14 protein-coding genes and 1 tRNA gene are annotated in these 22,075 nt (G+C 63.4%); 7 read left to right on the top strand and 8 right to left on the bottom strand.

Annotated features, from left to right (window positions below; translation table 11 throughout):
• Window positions 1–74: 74 nt before the first annotated feature.
• From odhB to PCA31118_RS27475, 4 genes are all read right to left on the bottom strand, one after another.
• The gene (gene odhB, locus PCA31118_RS02145) at window positions 75–1,337 is read right to left on the bottom strand and encodes a 2-oxoglutarate dehydrogenase complex dihydrolipoyllysine-residue succinyltransferase (RefSeq protein WP_150622521.1); all 1,263 of its coding nucleotides are present in this window, start codon (window positions 1,335–1,337) and stop codon (window positions 75–77) included.
• Between the two features lie 89 nt (window positions 1,338–1,426).
• Window positions 1,427–4,282, bottom strand: coding sequence for a 2-oxoglutarate dehydrogenase E1 component (locus tag PCA31118_RS02140; protein WP_425495309.1), 2,856 nt, complete (start codon window positions 4,280–4,282; stop codon window positions 1,427–1,429).
• 619 nt (window positions 4,283–4,901) lie between these two features.
• On the bottom strand, window positions 4,902–5,309 hold the full coding sequence (locus PCA31118_RS02135; protein WP_044456107.1) for a hypothetical protein: 408 nt from the start codon (window positions 5,307–5,309) through the stop codon (window positions 4,902–4,904).
• Window positions 5,310–5,424: 115 nt separating this feature from the next.
• Entirely contained in the window at window positions 5,425–7,059 is a 1,635-nt protein-coding gene (locus tag PCA31118_RS27475) for a methyl-accepting chemotaxis protein (RefSeq protein WP_150622517.1), read from the bottom strand.
• 320 nt (window positions 7,060–7,379) lie between these two features.
• Between PCA31118_RS27475 and PCA31118_RS02125 the strand changes: the two genes are divergently transcribed.
• The 5 genes from PCA31118_RS02125 (at window position 7,380) to PCA31118_RS02105 (ending at window position 12,574) form a co-directional block, all read left to right on the top strand.
• Window positions 7,380–7,682: a tetratricopeptide repeat protein gene (locus tag PCA31118_RS02125; RefSeq protein WP_150622515.1), complete on the top strand. Its 303-nt coding sequence runs from the start codon at window positions 7,380–7,382 to the stop codon at window positions 7,680–7,682.
• A gap of 119 nt (window positions 7,683–7,801) precedes the next feature.
• Window positions 7,802–8,434, top strand: coding sequence for a LysE family translocator (locus PCA31118_RS02120; RefSeq protein WP_150622513.1), 633 nt, complete (start codon window positions 7,802–7,804; stop codon window positions 8,432–8,434).
• Between the two features lie 241 nt (window positions 8,435–8,675).
• Entirely contained in the window at window positions 8,676–11,195 is a 2,520-nt protein-coding gene (locus PCA31118_RS02115) for a penicillin-binding protein 1A (RefSeq protein WP_246190015.1), read from the top strand.
• 249 nt (window positions 11,196–11,444) lie between these two features.
• Complete coding sequence (locus tag PCA31118_RS02110) at window positions 11,445–12,254, top strand: AzlC family ABC transporter permease (protein WP_246190014.1); 810 nt, start codon at window positions 11,445–11,447, stop codon at window positions 12,252–12,254.
• A complete protein-coding gene (locus tag PCA31118_RS02105; RefSeq protein WP_150622511.1) occupies window positions 12,251–12,574 on the top strand; it encodes an AzlD domain-containing protein in 324 nt (107 codons plus the stop codon). Before PCA31118_RS02110 ends, PCA31118_RS02105 begins: the two co-directional genes overlap by 4 nt.
• Window positions 12,575–12,632: 58 nt before the next feature.
• Here the strand turns inward: PCA31118_RS02105 and gshA are convergent, their stop codons facing one another.
• Window positions 12,633–14,222 carry a glutamate--cysteine ligase gene (gene gshA, locus PCA31118_RS02100; RefSeq protein WP_281356202.1) on the bottom strand — a complete coding sequence of 530 codons (1,590 nt, stop codon included), beginning with the start codon at window positions 14,220–14,222 and terminating at the stop codon, window positions 12,633–12,635.
• 514 nt (window positions 14,223–14,736) lie between these two features.
• Here gshA and PCA31118_RS02095 point away from each other — a divergent pair.
• Entirely contained in the window at window positions 14,737–15,510 is a 774-nt protein-coding gene (locus PCA31118_RS02095; protein ID WP_150622507.1) for a sulfite exporter TauE/SafE family protein, read from the top strand.
• A 59-nt stretch (window positions 15,511–15,569) separates the two neighbouring features.
• Here the strand turns inward: PCA31118_RS02095 and PCA31118_RS02090 are convergent, their stop codons facing one another.
• Complete coding sequence (locus PCA31118_RS02090; RefSeq protein WP_150622505.1) at window positions 15,570–17,258, bottom strand: AMP-binding protein; 1,689 nt, start codon at window positions 17,256–17,258, stop codon at window positions 15,570–15,572.
• Between the two features lie 312 nt (window positions 17,259–17,570).
• On the opposite strand from PCA31118_RS02090, the gene PCA31118_RS02085 reads away from it, so the two are divergent.
• Window positions 17,571–17,647 (top strand) — tRNA-Pro (locus tag PCA31118_RS02085).
• A gap of 166 nt (window positions 17,648–17,813) precedes the next feature.
• On the opposite strand, the gene PCA31118_RS02080 is transcribed toward PCA31118_RS02085, so the two are convergent.
• Both PCA31118_RS02080 and PCA31118_RS02075 read right to left on the bottom strand, forming a co-directional pair.
• Window positions 17,814–21,101, bottom strand: a complete 3,288-nt coding sequence (locus PCA31118_RS02080; RefSeq protein WP_150622503.1) for an autotransporter family protein — start codon at window positions 21,099–21,101, stop codon at window positions 17,814–17,816.
• Between the two features lie 430 nt (window positions 21,102–21,531).
• Window positions 21,532–22,041, bottom strand: a complete 510-nt coding sequence (locus PCA31118_RS02075) for a ferritin-like domain-containing protein (protein ID WP_150622501.1) — start codon at window positions 22,039–22,041, stop codon at window positions 21,532–21,534.
• Window positions 22,042–22,075: the final 34 nt, after the last annotated feature.

The raw sequence follows: 22,075 nt of genomic DNA, 5'->3' as shown, positions 1-22,075 counted from the left end.
GACGGCAGGGGGAGGCGCGGCGCGCCGGCCACGCCATGCATGGCCGGACGGCACCGCGCGGTGCGCGCTAACGCTTACAGGTCGAGCAGCAGGCGAGCCGGATCTTCCAGCGCTTCCTTCATGGCGACGAGGCTCAGCACGGCTTCGCGACCGTCGATGATCCGGTGGTCGTAGCTCATGGCGAGATAGTTCATCGGACGGATGACGATCTCGCCGTTTTCCACGACGGCACGATCCTTCGTGGCGTGCACGCCGAGAATGGCCGACTGCGGGGGGTTGATGATCGGGGTCGACAGCATCGAGCCGAACACACCGCCGTTCGAGATCGAGAACGTACCGCCGGTCATTTCTTCGATCGACAGCTTGCCGTCGGCAGCCTTCTTGCCGTACTCGGCGATCTTCTTCTCGATGTCGGCGAGGCTCATCTGGTCGGCGTTGCGCAGGATCGGCACCACCAGACCACGCGGCGAGCCGACAGCGATACCGATGTCGAAGTAGCCGTGGTAGACGATATCGTTACCGTCGATCGAGGCGTTCACGGCCGGGTACTTCTTGAGCGCGTGCACAGCGGCCTTGACGAAGAACGACATGAAACCCAGCTTCACGCCGTGTTCCTTCTCGAACTTGTCCTTGTACTTGTTGCGCAGATCCATCACCGGCTTCATGTTGACCTCGTTGAACGTGGTCAGAATGGCGTTGGTCTGTTGCGACTGGAGCAGACGCTCGGCGATACGGGCGCGCAGACGCGACATCGGCACGCGCTGTTCCGGACGGCCTTCGAGCGATTGGTCGCGACCCGTGGGGGCAGCCACCGACGGCAGTGCGGCACGTTGTGCCGGCGCCGGGATCGACGACGCAGCAGCGGCAGCGGGCTTGGCGCCGGCAGCCAGGGCGTCGCCCTTGGTCACGCGGCCGTCACGGCCCGAACCGGCGACGTCACCGGCCGACAGGTTCTTCTCGGCCAGCACCTTGGCAGCGGCCGGGCTGGCGATGTTGCCCGAAGCACCACCGGCGGCGGGGGCAGCGGCCGGGGCGGCAGCCGGCGCAGCGGCTTCGGCCGGCTTGGCGGCGACCGGCGCAGCAGCGCCTGCCTTGGCTTCGGTGTCGATCTTGGCGATGATTTGTTCGGACGTCACGGTGTCGCCAGCGGCGGCCGAGACTTCGACGAGCACGCCAGCCGCCGGGGCCGGCACTTCGAGCACGACCTTGTCGGTCTCGACTTCAATGATGGTTTCGTCCTGCGCAAACGCTTCGCCGACTTTCTTCTTCCAGTCGAGCAGCGTGCCTTCGGAAACCGACTCGGAAAACTGGGGGACTTTGACTTCAACAATGGCCATTTCTGGATCCTGGATTCGATAAACGTTCAATTCGGAAATACGGCAGCGGCCGTCCCTGGGGGAGGACGACCGCTGTAAGACCTAACCGGTTACTGCACCACCGTCGCGCCCTTCAGGCTGCGACCGAAAGCAACGTCGAGCAGCGACTTGAGCTGTTCGTAGTGCTTGGCGTAGTAACCCACCGCAGGCGAGGCCGAGGCCGGGCGACCGGCATATGCCAGCTTCTGGCCGGCGCTCATGGCTTCGAGCAGGTGGTGCTCGATGTAGAACCACGGACCCTGGTTCTGCGGTTCGTCCTGAGCCCACACCACTTCGGCGAGGTTTTCGTACTTCTTCAGCTCGTTCTCGAACGCCTTGTGCGGGAACGGATAGAGCTGTTCCACACGGACGATCGCCACGTCGGTCGACTTCTCTTCACGACGGCGTGCGATCAGGTCGTAGTACAGGCGGCCCGAGCAAGCGATGACACGCTTGACCTTGTTGGCGTCGATCGTGGCATCGGTTTCGCCGATGACGGTCTGGAAACCGCCCTTGACGAGTTCCGACAGCTCGCTGACCGCTTCCTTGTGGCGCAGCAGCGACTTCGGCGTGAACACGATCAGCGGCTTGCGCTGCTGACGGATCATCTGACGACGCAGCACGTGGAAAATCTGTGCCGGCGTGGTCGGCTGAACCACTTCCATGTTCGTATCGGCGCACAGTTGCAGATAGCGTTCCATGCGTGCCGACGAGTGCTCCGGACCCTGGCCTTCGTAGCCATGCGGCAGCAGCATCGTCAGGCCCGAGACGCGGCCCCACTTCACTTCGCCGCTGGAGATGAACTGGTCGATCACGACCTGGGCACCGTTGGCGAAATCGCCGAACTGGCCTTCCCACAGCACCATCGTGTTCGGCTCGGCGGTCGAGTAACCGTATTCGAAGCCCAACACTGCCTCTTCGGACAGCACCGAGTCGATGACCGTGAAGTTGGCCTGGCCGTCAGCCACGTGTTGCAGCGGGATGTACGTACCGTCGTTCCAGCGCTCGCGGTTCTGATCGTGCAGCACGGCGTGGCGGTGCGTGAACGTGCCACGGCCGGCGTCCTGGCCGGTCAGGCGAACGGCGAAGCCCGACGCCACCAGCGAGGCGTAAGCCAGGTGCTCGCCCATACCCCAGTCCAGCGGCTGCTCGCCGGCGCCCATCTTGCGACGGTCGGCGATGACCTTCTCGACGAGCGGGTGAACCTTGAAGTTCTCCGGAATCGTCGTGATGCGCTCGGCCAGTCGCTTGATTTCGGCCAGCGGCACGGCCGTATCGGCCTTGTCGATGTACTTCTTGTTCAGGAACGGCACCCAGTCGACGGCGTACTTGCTCTTGTAGTTCGAGAGCACCGGGTCGATGGTGTGGTGGCCGTCGTCCATGGCCGAGCGGTAGGCCTTGACGAAACCGTCGCCTTCCTCGGCCGTGATCACGCCCTGCTGCACCAGCTTCTCGACATACAGAGCACGCGTGCCCGGGTGTTGGGCAATCTTCTTGTACATCAGCGGCTGCGTGACCGCCGGCGTGTCCTGCTCGTTGTGGCCCAGCTTGCGGAAGCAAACGATGTCCACGACGGCGTCTTTCTTGAACTCCTGACGGAATTCGAGCGCCAGTTGCATGGCCAGCACAACCGCTTCCGGATCGTCGCCGTTCACGTGCAGCACCGGCGCTTCGATCATCTTGACCACGTCCGAGCAGTACGTCGTCGAGCGCGCGTCGCGCGGGTCCGACGTGGTAAAGCCGATCTGGTTGTTGATGACGATGTGCACCGTGCCGTGCGTGCCGTAACCACGCGTTTGCGCAAGGTTCAGCGTTTCCATCACGACGCCCTGGCCTGCGAAGGCCGCGTCACCGTGGACCTGCACCGCCAGCACGCTGGCCGCGTCGGCTTCGCCGCGACGGTCCATACGGGCCTTGGCCGACCCTTCGACCACCGGGTTCACGATTTCCAGGTGCGACGGGTTGAACGCCAGCGACAGGTGGACCGGGCCACCCGTGGTCGAGACGTCGCTCGAGAAGCCCTTGTGGTACTTCACGTCGCCTGCCGGCAGATCGTCGACGTGCTTGCCTTCGAATTCGGCGAACAGGTCCGACGGCATCTTGCCGAGGGTGTTGACCAGCACGTTCAGACGACCGCGGTGGGCCATGCCGATCACGATTTCCTGCACACCCTTGCTACCGGCGTGGTGGACGAGCTCGTCCATCGCCACGATGAAGGATTCGCCGCCTTCGAGCGAGAAGCGCTTCTGGCCGACGAACTTGGTATGCAGATAACGCTCGAGGCCTTCAGCGGCCGTCAGGCGTTCGAGAATGTGCTTCTTCTTTTCAGCGGTGAAGTTGGGCGTTGCGCGCACCTTCTCCAGACGCTCCTGCCACCAGCGCTTTTGCACCGGATCGCTGATGTACATGTACTCGGCGCCGATCGAGCCGCAGTACGTGTCGCGCAGCGCCTTGAGCAGATCGCGCAGGCTTGCTTGTTCGAAACCGAAGTACGTGTTCTCTGCCGAGTACACGCTGTCCATGTCGGCTTCGGTCAGGTCGTAGAAAGCGGGTTCCAGTTCCGGGATGGCCGGACGTTCCTGACGCTTGAGTGGGTCCAGATTGGCCCAGCGTGCGCCGAGGAAGCGGTAAGCGGCGACCAGCGACTGCACGTGCACCTGCTTGCGGGCCACGGCCAGGTCGGAAGCGCCGGCATGCGACACGAAGGCGTTGGCCTTGGCGCGCTGGGCGAACGACTCCACGATCGGGGCGTGAGCCACGTCGTTGGCGTTGGAACCATCAACAGCGGGAACGTTTTGCAGCGCGTCGAAATACTGGCGCCAGTTGTCCGGCACGGAAGCCGGATTATCAAGATACGATTCGTACAGTTCTTCGACGTAGGGGGCATTGCCGCCGAAGAGGTACGAGTTCGCTTGGAATTGTTCCATCAAACTCATTTTGCGCTCACCTTTTCTACGAGTGTCTCGAGAAATAGCGGGTTACGAAACCTTCCGCGACACGGCCTGACCGATTAGCGGATTGCGAGAATCAAGTGGTGCTTGGAAGGACCTGATCAATCACGGCGTGGAGCATAGCACGTTTTCCCAAGCCTCACCGCCCCGGAAAGCCGTCACACGGGGATTTGCGGGGTGTCCGTTGCATGGGTTGCCGTACCCGGTCCGCGCCCTGCCGAACACCCGTTTGCGTCGAATTGGCCGTGCGCGCATCCGACCCCGATTTCACCCCGGCTGAGCGCGATTCGACCGCGAACGTGCCGTCATCGTGCGCACTTGTCGCGTATTCCTGTTACGCAACAGATGACAGACTTTTCCCCGGCTCCCTACCGCAATATTGGAAAAAGATATATAAAAAATCGTTTTTATGATTTTAATTTCTAAGACCGCAAACCCGGCCAACCCGGGCCGTACGGCGCCTTTTGCCCCCCGGGACGACGGGCATGTGACACCCCGCCGCTTAGCGCGCCCGTACGGGATTCGATCCCGAAAAAAACAAAGCCCCGGCGCTTTCACGCCGGGGCTTCTTGGTTTCTTATTTCGGACGCACCGATCAGTCGTTGCTGCCCGCGTAAGGCACCATGCAGCGCTTGACGGTGTTCTCGAAATCACGCGGCAGGTTGCTGCCGGGCGTCTCGAAGTACTGAATACGGGCACCGAAGCCGCCTTGCATGACGTCGACGTACGGGTTGTAGATCGCGTTGTTGTCCTTGTCATGACCGCGATAGACACGCACACGGTCGGCCCCCTGACGCGCGTAGCTCGTCGAATCGACGTTGGTCGAAAGCTCGCTCCAGCCGTGGTAGATGCAATTGAGCACCATGAAACGATCGGCACTGGTGCCTTGATCGAGCAGTCGACCCGTTGCCGGATCGGGCCGGCTCATCTGGTTGATCGGACCACAGCCTGCCGTCAGACCCGCCAGTACTGCCACCGTCGCCATCAGCGCCACTCGCTTCATACCTCGACACCCTCAACTGAGCAAAAAGATGCGCAATGTTACCCGGTTAGGCGGGCCGCCGCCATGGACATGCCCGCTCCGGTGGCTCATCAGGTGACTCAGGTGGCGTGGTGACTCATGCGGCCAGCGACAGCGTGGTACCGCCGACCGAGTGCAATGCGGCACGTCGCCCGCTGCCCGGCGTAACGCCCTGCGCCGCGCCTTCGTCCCCCAGCCGGAACCGCGCCATTTCCTCACGCAACGCGTTGGTCTGGTCCTCCAGCGACGCCGCCGCCGCTGCCGCCTGCTCCACCAGCGCCGCATTCTGCTGCGTCACGGTGTCCATTTGCGTGACGGCCTGATTGACCTGTTCGATACCGCCGCTCTGCTCGTCCGACGCGGCCGAAATTTCGCCCATGATGTCGGTCACGCGCTGCACGGCCTGCATGATCTCGTCCATCGTGCGTCCCGCTTCGGTCACCAGCGTCGAGCCGTCGGATACCTTCTGCGCCGACGCCTCGATGAGCGCCTTGATTTCGCGTGCGGCCGTGGCACTGCGCTGGGCCAGCGTGCGCACCTCGCCGGCCACTACCGCGAAACCGCGCCCCTGCTCGCCGGCTCGCGCCGCTTCGACCGCCGCGTTGAGCGCAAGGATATTGGTCTGGAACGCAATGCCGTCGATGACCGCGATGATATCGACGACCTGCGACGAACTCGCCGAGATGCCCTGCATCGTGTCGACCACGCGCGCCACGACCTGCGCGCCGCGTGTCGCAATGTCCGACGCATTGACGGCCAACTGGCTCGCCTGCCGCGCGTTGTCGGCATTCTGTTTGACGGTCGCCGTCAGTTGCTCCATCGACGAGGCTGTCTCTTCGAGCGATGCCGCCTGCTGTTCCGTGCGCGCCGACAAATCGGTGTTGCCCGCCGAGATCTCCGCTGTGGCCGTGGCCATGGCGTCGCAACTGTGGCGCACACCGCGGATCGTGCCGGCCAGTCTGGACTGCATGGTCTCGAGCCCGCGCATGAGCATCGACATTTCGTCCCTGCCACGCACCTGCACCGGGTTGTCGAGTTGCCCCGCGGAGATGTTCTCGAAGTGCGACAGTGCCTCGTTCAGCGGACGCATGATTGCGCCTCGCAGCGAGAAGTAGCACGCGATGGCCATCAGCACCCCCAGCGCCGTCGCGCCGATGCTCAACCAGCGAAACGCGGTGAGTTCGGCCATCGACGCCTCATAGGTCTGCTCTCCGAGCTTGAGTTTGTAGGCGGCGAGTGCGTCGCTCGCAGTGGTCAGCGACGCGTAGTGCTTCGGCAGCACGTTCATCGTGATCTCGTCCATGGCGGTACGGTCACGTGCGTCGATGGCTGCGAGCATCGGATCCATGCCTTGCGCGAAGAACGTGGCGCGGCGGGCGGCGACATCGTCCGCCAGACGCTGCTCTTCGGCGCCGTGCGGCAGCGCCTGATACGCCGCCCATGCCGCGTCGGCGTCCTTGATCATGTTGCGCGCACGAGCGGCCACCTTGTCGGCGTCGGGCGATTCGGGATGCAGCACGATGCGATCGAGAATCGCGCGCGTTCGTGCCAGCGTAGCGTTGTCCTTTCCGAGCGCGACCGTCGCCGCGAGATGATTGGCATACGTTTCGCGAAGGGCATCGCCGGTGCGCGTCATACCCGCCATGCCCAATGCGCCCAACACAATCAATAAAACCGCCAACAGCGCCATGGTCATGCCCAGGCGCGCCTTGATCGAAAAGCTTCGCAACATGCTGTCGTCTCCGTCTTGCTGAATGGGTATCCCACCCCTGTCCGGCCTCTGTTGGGCCGGTACTACTTGTCACATCGGCGCATCGCACGCCAGACTTGAGCATCCTGCGGGTTTACGTGCCTGTAGGCCAAGATGCCGACGAGTGCCCGGGTTGATCGATATCAACCGTCGGGCATCCGACGCGTCGAGTCAGGTCGAGATCGTTATGCGAGCTCACCGGAAAGACAAAGACACCGAGGTACGACAACGTGCTGCGAGTGATCGGGGGGTGCCCGAAATCTTATTACGTTTTTTATATATACATTCAATATATTCGGATCATGATCGAAGGACTTGAGAAACTATTGGCCGCCGGCAAGGACAACGCCCTGTTGCGCTTTGGGCTGGGAAAGGCCTATCTGGACTTGCAGAATTTCGACGTCGCCGCCGATCACCTCGCGCATTGCGTCGCGTTCGACGCGACCTACACCGCTGCGTGGAAATTGCTGGGCAAGGCGCGTCAGGGTGCGGGCGACATCGAGGGTGCGCGCGACGCGTGGACGCGTGGCATCGCCGCGGCGCAGGCGCACGGCGACCGGCAGGCGGAGAAGGAAATGACGGTCTTTCTCAAACGGCTGGGCTGAATTCGCACGATGTGACCGCTCGGTTTTTCCGAACCGGCGCACACGCCGCGCGCGTGGTATCTTGCAGCCTGCTCCTTTCACGAGACTCGAACGCATCGAGCGTTCGGGACGCCACCACAATGCCTGAGATCTCCACCTGGCTGGCCTTCGCTCTGGTCACCATCGGCATGGCCCTGACGCCCGGGCCAAACATGATGTATCTGATTTCCCGCTCGTTATGCCAGGGGCCTGCCGCCGGTCTCGTGTCGCTGGGTGGCGTGGCATTGGGCTTCGTCTTCTACATGCTTTGTGCGGCTTTCGGTATCACTGCCCTGCTCTTCGCGGTGCCGTTCGCCTACGATGCGTTGCGCTTCGGCGGCGCCATCTACCTGCTCTGGCTCGCCTGGCAAGCGCTCAGGCCCGGCGGCCGATCGCCGTTCGAGGTGCGCACGCTGCCCAAGGACAGCAATCGCCGTCTTTTCACGATGGGCCTGCTGACTTCGGTGCTGAATCCGAAAATCGCCATGCTTTATCTCGCACTGCTGCCGCAGTTCGTGCACCCCGAGCACGGCAGCGTATTGACGCAGTCGCTGTTCCTCGGCTTGACACAGATCGTTTGCAGCGTGGCGGTGAACGCCTCCGTCGCGCTATCGGCCGGCGCCATTTCGCGCTTTCTCGGCCAGCGACCGGCATGGCTGCGTATTCAGCGCTATCTGATGGGCGGTGTGCTCGGCGCACTGGCCCTGCGTATGGCAACCGAAGCGCGTCGCTAACGATTCGCCCGATTCACCCGATTCACCCGATTCAACCCGGGCGCGACCGGGCGACGGCGTATGCCAGATGCCCGTGTCGCGCCGACCCCGCAGTTTGCCTGCCATTGGCGGCTCTTGCCCCCCTACTTTTTTCGGGAGGGATTCGCCGGGCGTGGCATACTGCACCGATTTCGCCGCGCGGCGGGGATCCACGCAGCGCTAGGCCGGCCGGCCTGTTCCCATCCTGCATTTTTCGTTGGGTATGTCCTTGAAGCATTGTTTGCCGCCTCGTGCGCCGTCGCAACGCGCGCACCGCTCGTCCCCCGTCGTCACCCCTCAGGCGCAGTCATCGCACGCCGCGTCGCCCCCCTTTCATGGCGCCGCCTTCGGTCGCCAGCGCGGTTTCGGCACGATTGCCGTGATCCTTGCCACCTTGGCAGGACTGGCCGTCGTCGCGGCCCTGATCGTCGGGTATGCGCTGATCGTCATGCGCCCGAACCTGCCGCCGCTGGATGTCATCACCGATTACCGCCCCAAGGTGCCGTTGCGCGTTTATACGTCCGATAACGTACTGATCGGCGAATTCGGCGAAGAGCGACGCAGTCTGGTGACCATCGACCAGATCCCGGACGTCATGAAAAAGGCGGTGCTCGCCATCGAGGACTACCGCTTCTACGACCACGGCGGCGTCGACTTCATTGGGATTCTGCGGGCAGGCGTATCGGACGTAATGCACGGCGGCGCAGCGCAAGGCGCCAGTACCATCACCATGCAGGTCGCCCGCAATTTCTTCCTCTCGCGCGAGAAGACGGCCACCCGCAAGATTTACGAAATGCTGCTCGCGTACAAGATCGAGTCCGCGCTGTCCAAGGACAAGATCCTCGAGCTGTACATGAACCAGATCTATCTGGGCCAACGCGCGTACGGCTTCGCCAGTGCGGCACGGATTTACTTCGGCAAGGATCTGAAAGACATCACGCTGGGCGAAGCCGCGATGCTCGCCGGGCTGCCCAAAGCGCCGTCGGCCTACAACCCCATCGTCAACCCCAAGCGCGCGAAGATCCGTCAGGAATACATCCTCAAGCGCATGCTCGATCTGGGTTACATCTCGCGCAATCAATATGAAGATGCGCTGCACGAGCCGATCCGCACGCGCACGTCCGGCAACGAGTACAACGTGCATGCCGAGTACGTCGCGGAGATGGTGCGTCAGGCGGTGTACGACGAGTACAAGGACGACACCTACACGCGGGGCCTGACGGTCATCACCACGCTCGATTCCAAAAAGCAGCAGGCGGCGTATGAAGCGGTGCGCGCGGGCGTGCTCGATTACGAGCGCCGCCATGCCTATCGCGGCCCCGAAGGTTTTGTAGAACTGCCGGCGGCCATGCCGGACCGTCAGCAACTGATCGAAGACACACTGCTCGAGCATCCCGATAACGGCGACCTCGTGGCGGCAGTCGTCGTGGCGGCGAGTGCGTCGCAAGTGACGGCGGTACCGCTCTCGGGCGACGCCGCCGTGATCAATGGGGACGGTATCGGCTTCGCCGCGTCTGCCCTCTCGCCCAAGGCGAACGAGAAGATTCGCATTCGCGTGGGCTCGATCATCCGCGTCATGAAGGACGCCAAGGGCAAATGGCGCATTTCGCAGTTGCCCGAAGTACAGGGATCGCTGGTGTCGCTCTCGCCGGACGACGGTGCGATCCGTGCGCTCATCGGCGGCTTCGACTTCAACCAGAGCAAGTTCAACCGTGCGACCCAGGCATGGCGTCAGCCGGGATCGACGTTCAAGCCGGTGGTCTATTCGGCGGCCATCGAAAAAGGCGTCAGCCCTGCCACAATGGTGATGGACGGCCCGCTGAACCTGCCCCCTGCGCAAACGGGCGGCCAGGCGTGGGATCCGCATGACGACGACGCCTTCAGCGGCCCGATGACCGTGCGCGAAGGTCTGCAACGCTCGAAGAACCTCGTGGCGATCCGTCTGCTGCAATTCGCCGGCACGCAGTACACGCAGGATTACGCCACGCGCTTCGGCTTCGACGCCGACAAAGTGCCGCCGTACCTGCCGATGGCGCTTGGCGCGGGACAGACCACGCCGCTGCAACTCGCAGGGGCGTATGCCGTGTTCGCCAACGGCGGTTATCGCGTCGCACCGTATCTCATCAGCGAAATCCGCGATGCGCGCGGCAACGTGCTGAACAAGGCGACGCCGGTTGTCGCGGGCGTCAACGCGGCGCGCGCTATTTCCGCGCCGAATGCGTTCATCATGAATAGTCTGCTGCAAACGGTGGCGCAGCGCGGCACGGGCTCGGGAACGAACGCGCTCAAGCGCACAGACATCGCCGGCAAGACCGGCACGACCAACGACGCCGTCGACGGCTGGTTCGCCGGTTATCAACGCTCGCTCGTCGCGGTCGCATGGCTCGGCTTCGACCAGCCGAAGACGCTCGGCAGCCGGGAATTCGGCGCACAACTGGCACTGCCTGTCTGGCTCAAGTACATGGGGGTCGCGCTCAACGGGGTGCCGCAGCAGCAAATGCCGATGCCCGAGGGCGTGAGCGTCGTGAATGGCGAGTTGTACGAATCCGACAAGCTGCCGGGCAATGGCTTTGTTGCGAGTATCGGCATCGAAGACAACAGCGGAGGCTTCTCGCTGCCGTTCTTCGGCAACCGTTCGCCGTCGCCCGTCGCCCCGCCGCCCGCCGCTGGTCAGCCGCCGTCGCCCGGCGGCACCGATGCCAGCGAGAAGGCCCGCATTCTCGATATGTTCAAGCACCCGTGATTTCGCCCTGAGTCCGGTGAGTCCCGGACTCGCGCCGGTGTGAGCGGCGTCGATCCGATCCTCCCGCAAGCCCGGAAACGGCCGCCCGTGAACCGACACGGCGGCCGTTTTTGCATTGGCTTGCGCCATCCTGCGGAACGCAAGAACGTACAAGCGTGCGCGGGGCCGAAACCGCTATGCTGAGGGCTCCGTTCATTGCTCAGTTCATTGCTCGGTTCATCCTTTATCCACCTTCAGGAACGTTTCACCATGCCGGTTCTGTCCCGCACGGCAAGCTTTGCCGCAGGTGCTCGCGATACGTTGCCGATGATCGTCGGCGCTGCGCCATTCGGCCTGATTTTCGGCGCGCTGGTCGCCTCCACGCCTCTGGCGCTATGGCACGGTCAACTGATGTCGCTCACCGTTTTCGCCGGATCCAGTCAGTTCATCGCCGCCGGGCTGTTCGCCACGGGCGTGGGTTACGCCGTCCTGTGGGCAACGACGCTGATCGTCAATCTGCGACACATGCTGTACGCCGCGAATCTGCTGCCGCACGTGAAGCATCTGAACCTGCGCTGGCGTTCCGTGCTGGGTTTTCTGCTTACCGACGAAACGTTTGCTGTCACCAGCAGCTACTTCCATCGCCACCCGGACGACCCGATGGGCCACTGGTACTTCCTCGGCTCCGCGTTGTCGATGTATCTGAACTGGCAACTGTGGACCCTGGCCGGCCTGCTGTTCGGTGCTGCCTTTCCTCGTCTGCAAACGCTGGGGCTCGACTTCGCGATGGTGGCGACTTTCATCGCGATCATCGTGCCGCAAATGGCGCGCGTGCCCTGGGCCATCGCGACAGTCGTTGCCGGCGCCTCGGCATTCCTGTGTCGGGGGCTGCCCTACAAGCTCGGGCTACTCGTGGCCGTTGCGCTCGGCATTGTCGCCGGCATGCTGGCCCTGCACGCAAAGCGTCGGGGCGGCGCGCGACCGGACTCGGGCAGCGGCGGGGATAACGATCGCCGAAACACGGCGCACGAGGCCTCCGGCATGCGCTCGCAGGAAGCCTCCACGGGAGGTGCACAATGAACTACGTCGTCGCAATTCTCGGCATGGCGGGCGTAACGTTTGCGGTCAAGGCCGGCATCTTCGTGCTCGGCGACCGGGTGCATTTTCCCGAGTGGCTGCGCGAAGCCTTGTCTTTCGTTCCCGTCACGGTGCTCACGGCGATCATTGTGCCCATGACGCTCGCCCCGCACGGCGACGGCCTTGAACTGACGTGGCGCAATCCGCAACTCGTGGCCGCGCTGGTCACGATCGCGGTGTGTGCGGCAACGCGTCATCAGCTACTCACTATCGGCGCGGGACTGGCTGTCTTTTTCGCCTGGCAGCTCGGCGTACTCGCGTAAAGAAAAAAGCGCCGCAAGGCGCTTTTTTCATGGAACTGCGTTGATCCTCGACTTGGGATCAGACGCTCACCGTCCCCAGCGTTCCGGCGCGGTACGCCGCAACGAAGGCATCGAAGTCGCCGACCTGCGTGCGTTCGAGTTCGGCTTGCGTGTCGAGCGACTTGCGCGCCAGCGTCTCGAAGTGATCGATGACGGCAGCATCGAGGGGCATTTCACGCAGCGTCTGCGCGTGACGCTTGCTCTGTTCCAGCGCAAACGCCTGAAACGCGCCGCCTGCCGTGCCGCGAAGCGGTTCGAGCGCGGCCATGACACGGGCGGACGGCGTGAGCGATACGTCACGCACCTTGGCACGCTGCAAGGCCATCGAATGCGCATAGTGAGCGCCGCCACGTTGCGCGTCGAACGCGGCTGCGGTGCGGTCGATGCGATCGAGCAGTTCGTCGGCCCAGTCGGACAACGTGATGGCTTCGCCGCCACGATGGAGGACCAGGCCCGGCTTGCGGCCCTCTTTGACCACATGCGCGAAGTTATCGCGATTTTCCACGTTCTCGGCGGTCGAGCACGACGGGCTGTTCTCCAGTGCGCAGAACAACAGGAAGGCGTCGATGAATCGCGCCGTGTCGACATCGATGCCGACCGGCTCGAATGGATCGATGTCGATACAACGCACTTCGACGTACTGCACGCCCCGGCGCGCGAGCGCCTGCACCGGACGCTCGCCGCTGTACGTCACGCGCTTCGGACGGATCGTCGCGTAGAACTCGTTTTCGATTTGCAGCAGATTCGTCGAGAGTTGAATCCATTGCCCGTCGCGCTTCGTGCCGAGCGCTTCGTAGGCCGGATGCGGCTGGCTCACCGCCTGCGTGAGTGCATCGATATAGCTCGGCAGGCAGTCATAGCAGGGTGAGACTTCCGACTGCGCGCTGTTCTGATAGCCCAGATCGCTCATGCGCAGACTCGTGGCGTATGGCAGCCCGAGCGTGCCGTCGTCGAACGTATCCAGACCGTGGTTGCGCCCGCGCAGGAACTCGGCGTGCAGCACGGGCGACGCACCGAACAGATACATCAGCAACCAGCTGTAGCGGCGGAAGTTGCGGATCAGCGCGACGTAACGCGCCGACTGATAGTCACGCGGGGAGTCCGTCGATCCTTCGGCTTCGCGCAGCAGTTCCCACACGGGCTCCGCGAGCGAGAAGTTGTAATGGATGCCCGCAATGCACTGCATCGGCTTGCCGTAACGCAGCGCGAGGCCGCGACGATACACATGCTTGAGCATGCCGATGTGAGACGTGCCGTAATCGGCAATCGGAATCACCTCCTCCGGCGGCAACGCCGGCGGCATCGAATCGCTCCACAGCAGTTCGGCGCCGAGCTTGCGATAGGCGAACTGATGAATTTCGTCGAGACGGGCAATGACATCGGCGGCGTCACGTTGCGGCGGCGTGATGAATTCGAGCAGCGCTTCGGAGTAATCGGTAGTGATCTCTTCGTTGGTCAGCGCGGAGCCCAATGCGCGCGGATGCGGCGTGAGCGCAAGTGCGCCGCTGGCTTCGACACGCAGCGTTTCACGTTCGATGCCCGACAGGCCCTCGCCGAGCAGAGCCCGGTGCGCAGGCTGCATGATGAGCGCCAGACGCTGGTCGAGCAGCGCGTGGGCGTCAGACTGACCGACGTGGGCGGTAGGTTCGTTTTGACGATTCTGGTTTTCCAACTTCCATCCCTCTGGACAAGCGCGGTGCTATGGCATGACGGTCGCCGACGACGTCCGGCATGACGAGGCGTCACGATCGGTGCGGGTATCGGCGGCGAACGGCATACGGAGGTCTACGGGGTGCCGACGGCAGCGGCACGACCGCCGGAATCGGGATTCCGGGGGAACGCGCCCGATGCGCGGCACGGCGCGAATTTGGCCTGAGCATAACTGAAAACGCCAAACCGCGTCGGGCGCCACTTCGACGGGGCATTTCGCGACATCGCGGCCGAAATGCGCATCAACGTCGGCCTCAACGGCGCTCAACGGGAGGTAACAGCGCGCGCCCCGCTGGTCGTCCGATACCCGATACCTGGTGCCTGATACCCGGCACACAGCCTCAGCGCCCGCCTGAGTCCGCCTGCGTGAATGCCGCATTGGCGGCGTGCCGCCGCGCATCGATACTGAGCGCATGATGCCTGCACACACACTTGCCGACCTTCTCCCCCTGCTGTCGCTGGGCCTTGTCACCTTTTTGCTCGCCGGATTCGTCAAAGGCGTGATCGGGCTGGGCTTGCCGACGGTGGCCGTCGGGCTGCTTGGCCTGGCCATGCCAACGGCCGAAGCGGCGGCACTGCTGATCGTGCCGTCGCTCGTCACCAATATCTGGCAATTGCTGGCCGGTCCACGCTTCGCAGCGCTGGCCAAACGCCTGTGGCCGATGCTCGCCGGCATCTGCGTCGGAACGTGGGCAGGCAGCGGATGGCTTGCGAACGGCGGCAATCTGCCCGGCATGGCATTGGGAGTCGCGCTGCTCGTCTACGCCGCGCTCGGGCTGGCGGCGGTGCGCCCGAAGGTGCCGAAGACTTGGCGCAGCTCCCATGTCAGCGCACTGGGCGGCGGTATCGGAGTGATTACCGGGCTGGTGACGGCAGCCACCGGCGTTTTCGTGATCCCCGCCGTACCGTTTCTGCAGGCGCTCGATCTGGACAAGGACGACCTCGTGCAGGCACTGGGTCTGTCGTTCACCGTCTCGACGATGGCGCTCGCCGCCGGGCTGGCACGCGACGGCGTCTTTCATGGTCACGCCATCGGCGTATCGCTGCTGGCGCTCGCGCCCGCGCTGGGTGGCATGTTCTTCGGGCAATGGGTGCGGGGTCGTGTGAGCGCACCGGTCTTTCGTCGATGCTTCTTTGTCGGCCTCGCGATGTTGGGCGCGGAGCTGGTGATTCAGCATATGCACTGAGGTGCGACATCGTCGACATCGTCGACATCGGTGACATCGGCGACGTCGGCGGCCACGTCTCACTTCAGATCGGCGAAATCGACATCCCAGAACTCCCTCTCGCGACGCAGTTCGAGGCTGCGCCCTTCCTCGGTGCGGCGTAGTTCGACGCGGCGAATCTTGCCGGAGATCGTCTTTGGCAAATCGCAGAACTCGATGCGGCGAATGCGTTTGTAAGGCGCGAGCTGATCGCGACAGAACTGGAGAATGTCGAGCGCAAGTTTGTCGTCGGCCTGAAACCCGGCGCGCAACGCGATAAACGCTTTGGGCACCGCCAGTCTGACCGGGTCGGGACTTGGCACGACACCGGCCTCGGCCACCGCCGGATGCTTGATGATTTCGCTCTCCAGTTCGAACGGACTGATGCGATAGTCGGATGCCTTGAAGACATCGTCAGCCCGGCCGACGTAGGTGAAATAGCCCCGCTCGTCGCGCATGGCGACATCGCCGGTGTGATAGTAGCCGTCTCGCATGGCGTCGGCGGTCTTCCCGGCGTCGTCCTCATAGCCTTGCATCAACCCGGTCGGTCGCGGCGACAACACCAGCGCGACTTCGCCCTCGTCGGCTTCCTTGCCATCGGGGTCGAGCAACACGACACGATATCCCGGCATCGGGCGCCCCATCGCCCCCGCCTTGACGACCTGTCCCGGCGAATTCCCGATCTGACAACAGGTCTCCGTTTGCCCGTACCCATCGCGGATCGTAATGTTCCAGGCACGCCTGACCTGATCGATCACTTCGGGATTGAGCGGCTCGCCCGCGCCGATCAATTCGCGGAATTTCACCGCGTATCGGGTGAGGTCCTCCTGAATCATCATGCGCCAGACGGTCGGCGGTGCACACAATGTGGTCACGCCGCAGCGAGCGGCAGTCTCGAGGGCAGCGCGCGCATCGAAACGCGAGAAGTTGTAGATGAAGATCGTGGCGCCGGCGTTCCATGGCGCGAAGAAGCAGCTCCAGGCGTGCTTCGCCCATCCCGGTGAACTGATGTTCCAGTGGACGTCACCGGGTTGCAGGCCGATCCAGTACATCGTCGCGAGATGGCCTACGGGATAGCTCTGATGCGTATGCAGCACGAGCTTGGGACGCGATGTCGTGCCCGAGGTGAAGTACAGCAACAGCGGGTCGGTGGCGAGCGTGGTGCCGTCGGGCGCAAATTCGGGCGGACTGTCGTAGGCGGGAGCGAGCGGTAGCCAGCCCTCCGGGGTGTCATCGCCGACGGCGATGCGCCGATAGTCACCGGCAAGGTTAGCGAACTTGTGGGCGTCTCGCGCGGTGGTGACAACGTGGCGCACCCGGCCGCGTTCGAGCCGGTCCACGAGATCGCCTGCGGCGAGCAGCGTAGTGGCCGGAATCATGACAGCGCCGAGCTTCATGCAGGCGAGCATGAGGTCCCACAGTTCGACCTGATTGGGCAGCATGAGCAATACCCGCTCGCCCCGTGCGACACCGTGTTCACGCAGGTAGTTGGCAACGCGGTTCGAGCGTGCGGACATTTCGGCGAACGACAGACGTGTTTCGCTGCCGTCTTCCTCGACCACCCAGAGCGCGGGTGTGTCGTTGCCTTGCGCTTGCGGATCGAAGAAATCCAGCGCCCAGTTGAATTGCGAGAGGACCGGCCAGCGAAAATCGCGGTACGCCACGTCGTAGTGAGCGCGCTGCGCGAGCAGAAGATCGCGCGCGTCGCCAAATCCCTGGGTGTGCGGCATCGCTTGTCTCCGCGCCTCGTGGGCAATGGATTTAGGCAGAATTCCATTATCGTGAGGCCTTCCGAATTCGACATTCGGGATAACCATCATGGGTGTCGAACGCCGTGGCGAGGTCTGTGTGCGATGGAGCGGGACGTTGTGTGCGCGAAGGGGACGCGCAAAAAAAGGAAGCGATTCAATGAGTTGATGCGTCGCGTGGCTGGCGAAGGAAAAAAAGATGCGTCGGAGTGGCATGTCCCCTTTCTTTCCCGCAAAAAGCTCTGCTATAATCGCGTTCTTTCGAGCGATGCATCTTCACCGACGCATCTCTCACGGGGCGTAGCGCAGCCTGGTAGCGTACCTGCATGGGGTGCAGGTGGTCGGAGGTTCAAATCCTCTCGCCCCGACCAGAACAGAAAAACCCGCACAGTCTTTCGGCTGTGCGGGTTTTTTCTTGCGCCGCGCATTCTGACGCGGGACACCGACTTCACGCGGTCGACGCCGTCGATATAGCCCGAGAATCTGCGCACTCGTCAGGAGAGCTACGCAGATCTCGGCACTGTTACGGGAACCGCGTTACCAGTTGTAGCGAAGGCCTAACGTGCCGGCGGTCGCAGTACGACGATTGCGGTCGCTGTCGAGCGACCAGCGGTAGCTGGCCTGAGCGTAAAAGCTCAACTTCCGATTCACCTGTGCAGTGACGCCGCCGCCGAGCTCCATCGCCGTGTCGCCGAAGCGCGTTTCGACGGTAGGGGACGATTGCCCGAAAAGCGTGTTGTCCGCACCGGAGAAGACGTGCCAGAGATTGATTCGCGCGTAGGGCTGCCAGAGCGTGCCGTGCCCGTCGCGCGTCGTGTATTGCAGCCGTGCCCCCAGACGCCCGGTCCAGGCACCGCCCGCGCTCCAGTCCACACTCGAATACTGGTCTCGCGACTGGCCTACCGATACCCCCTGATAGACGATCTGTGCTTGCGGCTCGACCAGCCAGCCACCGCCGTCGCCGAAACGGAACGGATAACCCGCCTCGACCGAGCCCGCGTAAGCCGTGGCGTTGGTCGATATCCCGGCGCCATAGTTGGACGTTGCTTTTGCGTCGTACCAGCTGCCCTGCATCACCGCATCGAGGTACCAGCCGCTCGGACCGAAATGTGTCCAGTACCCGCCGACTGACGGACCATTCATGACCAGACGCCCCACCGTCAGATTCTGCGTGCCGAGCGCGAATCCCTGTACGGACGGCGAGTTGTAGTCGGCGTACGCCACGTACACCCCGGCATGGTCCCGGTGCCCACTGTCCGTGGTCCGACGGTACACGTCGAGGCCTGTCTGGAATCCGATCAGGTTCCCCGTCGCGCTCGCATCCACCGTCCCGCTCCATCGGTTACTCACGCGTGCGCCGAACACCCGTCCCCAGGCGCCGTTCGCATAGGCCCGCGGTTCGGGCAAGTCACGCAAGTTCTCCTCCTCGCCGACGCGCTCGTGCAGCGTCCCCAACGTGGAGAGGCCCATCTGTCGCGCGATCGCCGGGACTGGCGAGTAGAGCGCCACTTCCGGTCGGTAGAGCGGAATTTCCGTGCTGCCCGACGTGGCAGGACCTGTCGAAGTATCGACGAGATGCGAACGAAGGAACCAGTCGTTCGGATCAGTGCTGCCGCCGCGAAAGAGTTGGTACTCGTATGCGCCAGCCGCCACACGCTGGCCCAGCGTGAAGGCGCCCGCGGTGGTCGTGCCTCCGCCATCGACCCGCACCAGCCGAATACCGTCCGCCACGGTTTGCGCACCCGCGCCGCCCGTGTTGTTGACGATCACGGACGTCGTGCCGCTGGCCCGGCCGCCATCGATCACCAGCAGATTGGTCGGCGAGTTGTCGGCGCCAAGATAGGTGTTGAAACCGATGCGACTCGCTGCGCTGCCGGTATAGCTGCCCACTGTCAGCGTACTGTAGGCGCCCGGCCGCGGGACGAACTGGATTAACCCGGCATTGGTCACGGTACCGGTCGCGTTCGAATCGCCTGTGACGTTCCAGACGCTGGAGGCGTCGATCGAGACATCGGTCGCATTGCGTGCCAACCCCGTCCAGACACTGCCCTGAGCCAGCGTCACGTCAGCGCTATTGCCGGCATCGGCCAGCAAATCGCCCGTCCATTGCGACGCGCTCAGATTGGCGCTGGCCGTATTGCCCGCACCGATCAGTGTCAGATTGCCGGTCCATTGGCTGTCGGCAAGGTTGTAAGTCAAGGTCGACGGGTCAACGACGATGTCGCCAGTCAGCGATGGAATTCCCGTAATGTTCAGCGTCAGATGGCTCGACGTGCCCGTCGTATCCTCGGTCACGCGAGCGAGCAGGCGTCGGCCGTTGATCACAGCAGGCGTTATCGCCGTACCGCCGTTGATCGACACCGTACCCGTCCCGCCTTCGGCCAGCACGATTGCACCGTTGGTGGCGCCGAGGCTGCCACCGGTGAACGTCACCGTGCCCGGCCCGCTGCCCGCGAGATAGATCGGCGCGGCACCGGGTCCATTCACTGTGACGGTCGTCCCTGAGGCGGCAACCGCACCGCCGTTGACGACGGCGATCCCGTGTGCGGCGTTTCCCGCTGTGGTGATGGAGCCACCGGTGATCATCGCTGTCGCGCCCTGGCTGACCCGAACGCCGATGGCGCCATCGCCGTGCGTCGTGATGTTGCTCCGCTCGACCTGTGCTTGACTTCCCGCCCCCACCACATCGACGCCATACGCCTGCAAGCCGATCTGCGCACCGGGAAACTGCAGCGCAGGCGGGTTGCTTCCGGTCACCCTGAACCCGGTGGTGATTTCGGTGCCCGTCACGACGACCGTACCGGCGTCGGTGACCCGCACGCCAGTTGCGGCAGGACCCGACGTACGGACGATCGTGCCCGTCAGCGCGACGGTGCTGCCTGCGCCGCTCGCCACGGCGCCGGCGGAATCGGGTTGGTAGGTGAAGACACCGTAGCCCGAAAAGTCGATGCGGCCACCCGCATCGGCCCACAGGCCGGGACTGTTGGCGCCATACGTCGCCGACGTCGCGCCATTGCTCATCGAAATGCTGCTGCCTGTGCCTCGGGCAAGCACGCCCGGAGCGTTCGCAATGACGATACCTCCGTAATAATCGCCGGTCGCGATGGCGCCGCCATTGACGGTGATTTTTCCTCCACCGGTGGCAGACAGCCCGGCACTGTCATTGCCGTAGATGTTCACGTAGGTGTTATTCAGGGAGAGGCTGCTGTTCGCGCCTGAGGCGACGGCGCCCGGAGCGTTATCGCCAAAGCTGTACGTGTTCAGGTTGGTGAGGGTCACCGTTCCCGCAGCGTCTGCAAAGACGGCAGAGGCGCCCGTCCCATACGTCGTAACATCGGTGTGGGTCAAGGTAACCGAACCACCGCCGGCAGCGTAGGCGCCGTGGGCGTTGTCCGCGCCGGTGCTCACCGCGCTATCGGTGAGCGACACACTGCTGCCCGCGCCGACGGCCGCCACGCCATAAGCGCCGACGTCACTGGTGTCGACGGACGTATGGCTTCCGGTGATTTGCCCCCCGCTATCGGCATAAAGGCCATGTCCCGACGCGCCAGACGTGCTGACCGAAGCGATAGCCGAGGACGTGCCGATCAAAGAAATCGTGCCACCCGCCGTGGCGTGTGCCCCGTAGTTGGTGCCGGTGGCCGTCAGGACGACCGAGTTGCCGGTGTAGGTTCCCGCGCCGGATACCTCGACTACCGGTGCAGGTCCGGCACTGTCTCGCGCCGTGAGCGCATCGTCGACGCAACTCCCGGACGTGACGCTAAGCGCGGCAGGCGCGGCTGCACATTGCGCAAACGCCTGCGCCGACGGCAGTAGCGCCGTCACCGCCGTGGTCAGGACAGCACGATGACAAACCCTCGAACCCAACAACCCCGTCTTCCGCAAATTGCCGTCCCATACACTGGAGGTGGAAACGGCAAGTGATGTTTTTATCCGGTCTTCTCGCAATCGACGAACTCCTCTTTCGGGATTTATTCGGACTTGGATCTGCCGTTTAAAAGGCAGGCGAACTTGTTAGAAGTCCTTTAATTACGCGAGAATAGCAAATCGATTTTTCTGACGAAAATCAGGATTAGCACGAAGAAGGGCCAACGGGTCGCAATGTCGTCTTCCGCTCCGGATGAAACGGACGCCCCCGGCAAAACAAAAAAAGCCGCAGACGATGCTGCGGCAAAGAGGGAACAAGAGGGAACGCTTGTGGTGATCGACTTGCCCTATGCAAGATCGACCGTCCCGGGCCCGGTGTCGCGGCTGTTCAGCGCTTTGCCGTGTCGTCGTCGACTGCGTCGCGGGCCAGATAGGTCTGCGTCACTTGCGGAAGGTGAGCAAGCAACCAGCGCGCCATCTCGATCTCCTGCGGCAAGATCATTTCGCACGTCTTGCGCACGTCGTCACGTCCGCATTGCCTGGCCGCTGCGATGAGCGTCGTATACGCCGCAATTTCGATGTTCTCGAAGACATAGCCCGCCATCGCGCCCTTGACCACTTCGTCAGACGCAAGACCACCACCGAGCGCCTGCCCGAATGCGCCCACACGGGCGGTGAGGTCTTTCATCGTGGATGGACTGCTACCCAGCCCATCAAGGCAGGTCTCCAGCAATTTCTGCTGGTCGACGGTCTCCTCGATGTGCTGCTCGATTCGCACCTTGAGCTCGGGGTAATGCTCAAGCCGCGACGCCTGTGCTTTCAACATGGTTTCGGCGTGCTTCTCCATCGCATATGCGTCCCGAAGCCAGTCGATCAGGTGGTCAAGTGATTCGTTCATGTACCTCTCCGTTTGCGTTGAAAATCGGCAAGTC

This window comes from Pandoraea captiosa, from assembly GCF_902459775.1.
In the GTDB taxonomy this organism is placed as follows: domain Bacteria; phylum Pseudomonadota; class Gammaproteobacteria; order Burkholderiales; family Burkholderiaceae; genus Pandoraea; species Pandoraea captiosa.
Note: the sequence above shows the minus strand (reverse complement) of the source record. Positions and strands in the feature narration are given on the sequence as shown.

Coding starts and splice junctions, on each gene's coding strand:
- PCA31118_RS02115 (WP_246190015.1), top strand. CDS start 8,676: ATGTCCTTGAAGCATTGTTTGCCGCCTCGTGCGCCGTCGCAACGCGCG.
- PCA31118_RS02105 (WP_150622511.1), top strand. CDS start 12,251: ATGAACTACGTCGTCGCAATTCTCGGCATGGCGGGCGTAACGTTTGCG.
- PCA31118_RS02090 (WP_150622505.1), bottom strand. CDS start 17,258: ATGCCGCACACCCAGGGATTTGGCGACGCGCGCGATCTTCTGCTCGCG.
- PCA31118_RS02110 (WP_246190014.1), top strand. CDS start 11,445: ATGCCGGTTCTGTCCCGCACGGCAAGCTTTGCCGCAGGTGCTCGCGAT.
- PCA31118_RS02075 (WP_150622501.1), bottom strand. CDS start 22,041: ATGAACGAATCACTTGACCACCTGATCGACTGGCTTCGGGACGCATAT.
- PCA31118_RS02095 (WP_150622507.1), top strand. CDS start 14,737: ATGATGCCTGCACACACACTTGCCGACCTTCTCCCCCTGCTGTCGCTG.
- odhB (WP_150622521.1), bottom strand. CDS start 1,337: ATGGCCATTGTTGAAGTCAAAGTCCCCCAGTTTTCCGAGTCGGTTTCC.
- PCA31118_RS02140 (WP_425495309.1), bottom strand. CDS start 4,282: ATGGAACAATTCCAAGCGAACTCGTACCTCTTCGGCGGCAATGCCCCC.
- PCA31118_RS02125 (WP_150622515.1), top strand. CDS start 7,380: ATGATCGAAGGACTTGAGAAACTATTGGCCGCCGGCAAGGACAACGCC.
- PCA31118_RS02135 (WP_044456107.1), bottom strand. CDS start 5,309: ATGAAGCGAGTGGCGCTGATGGCGACGGTGGCAGTACTGGCGGGTCTG.
- PCA31118_RS27475 (WP_150622517.1), bottom strand. CDS start 7,059: ATGTTGCGAAGCTTTTCGATCAAGGCGCGCCTGGGCATGACCATGGCG.
- PCA31118_RS02120 (WP_150622513.1), top strand. CDS start 7,802: ATGCCTGAGATCTCCACCTGGCTGGCCTTCGCTCTGGTCACCATCGGC.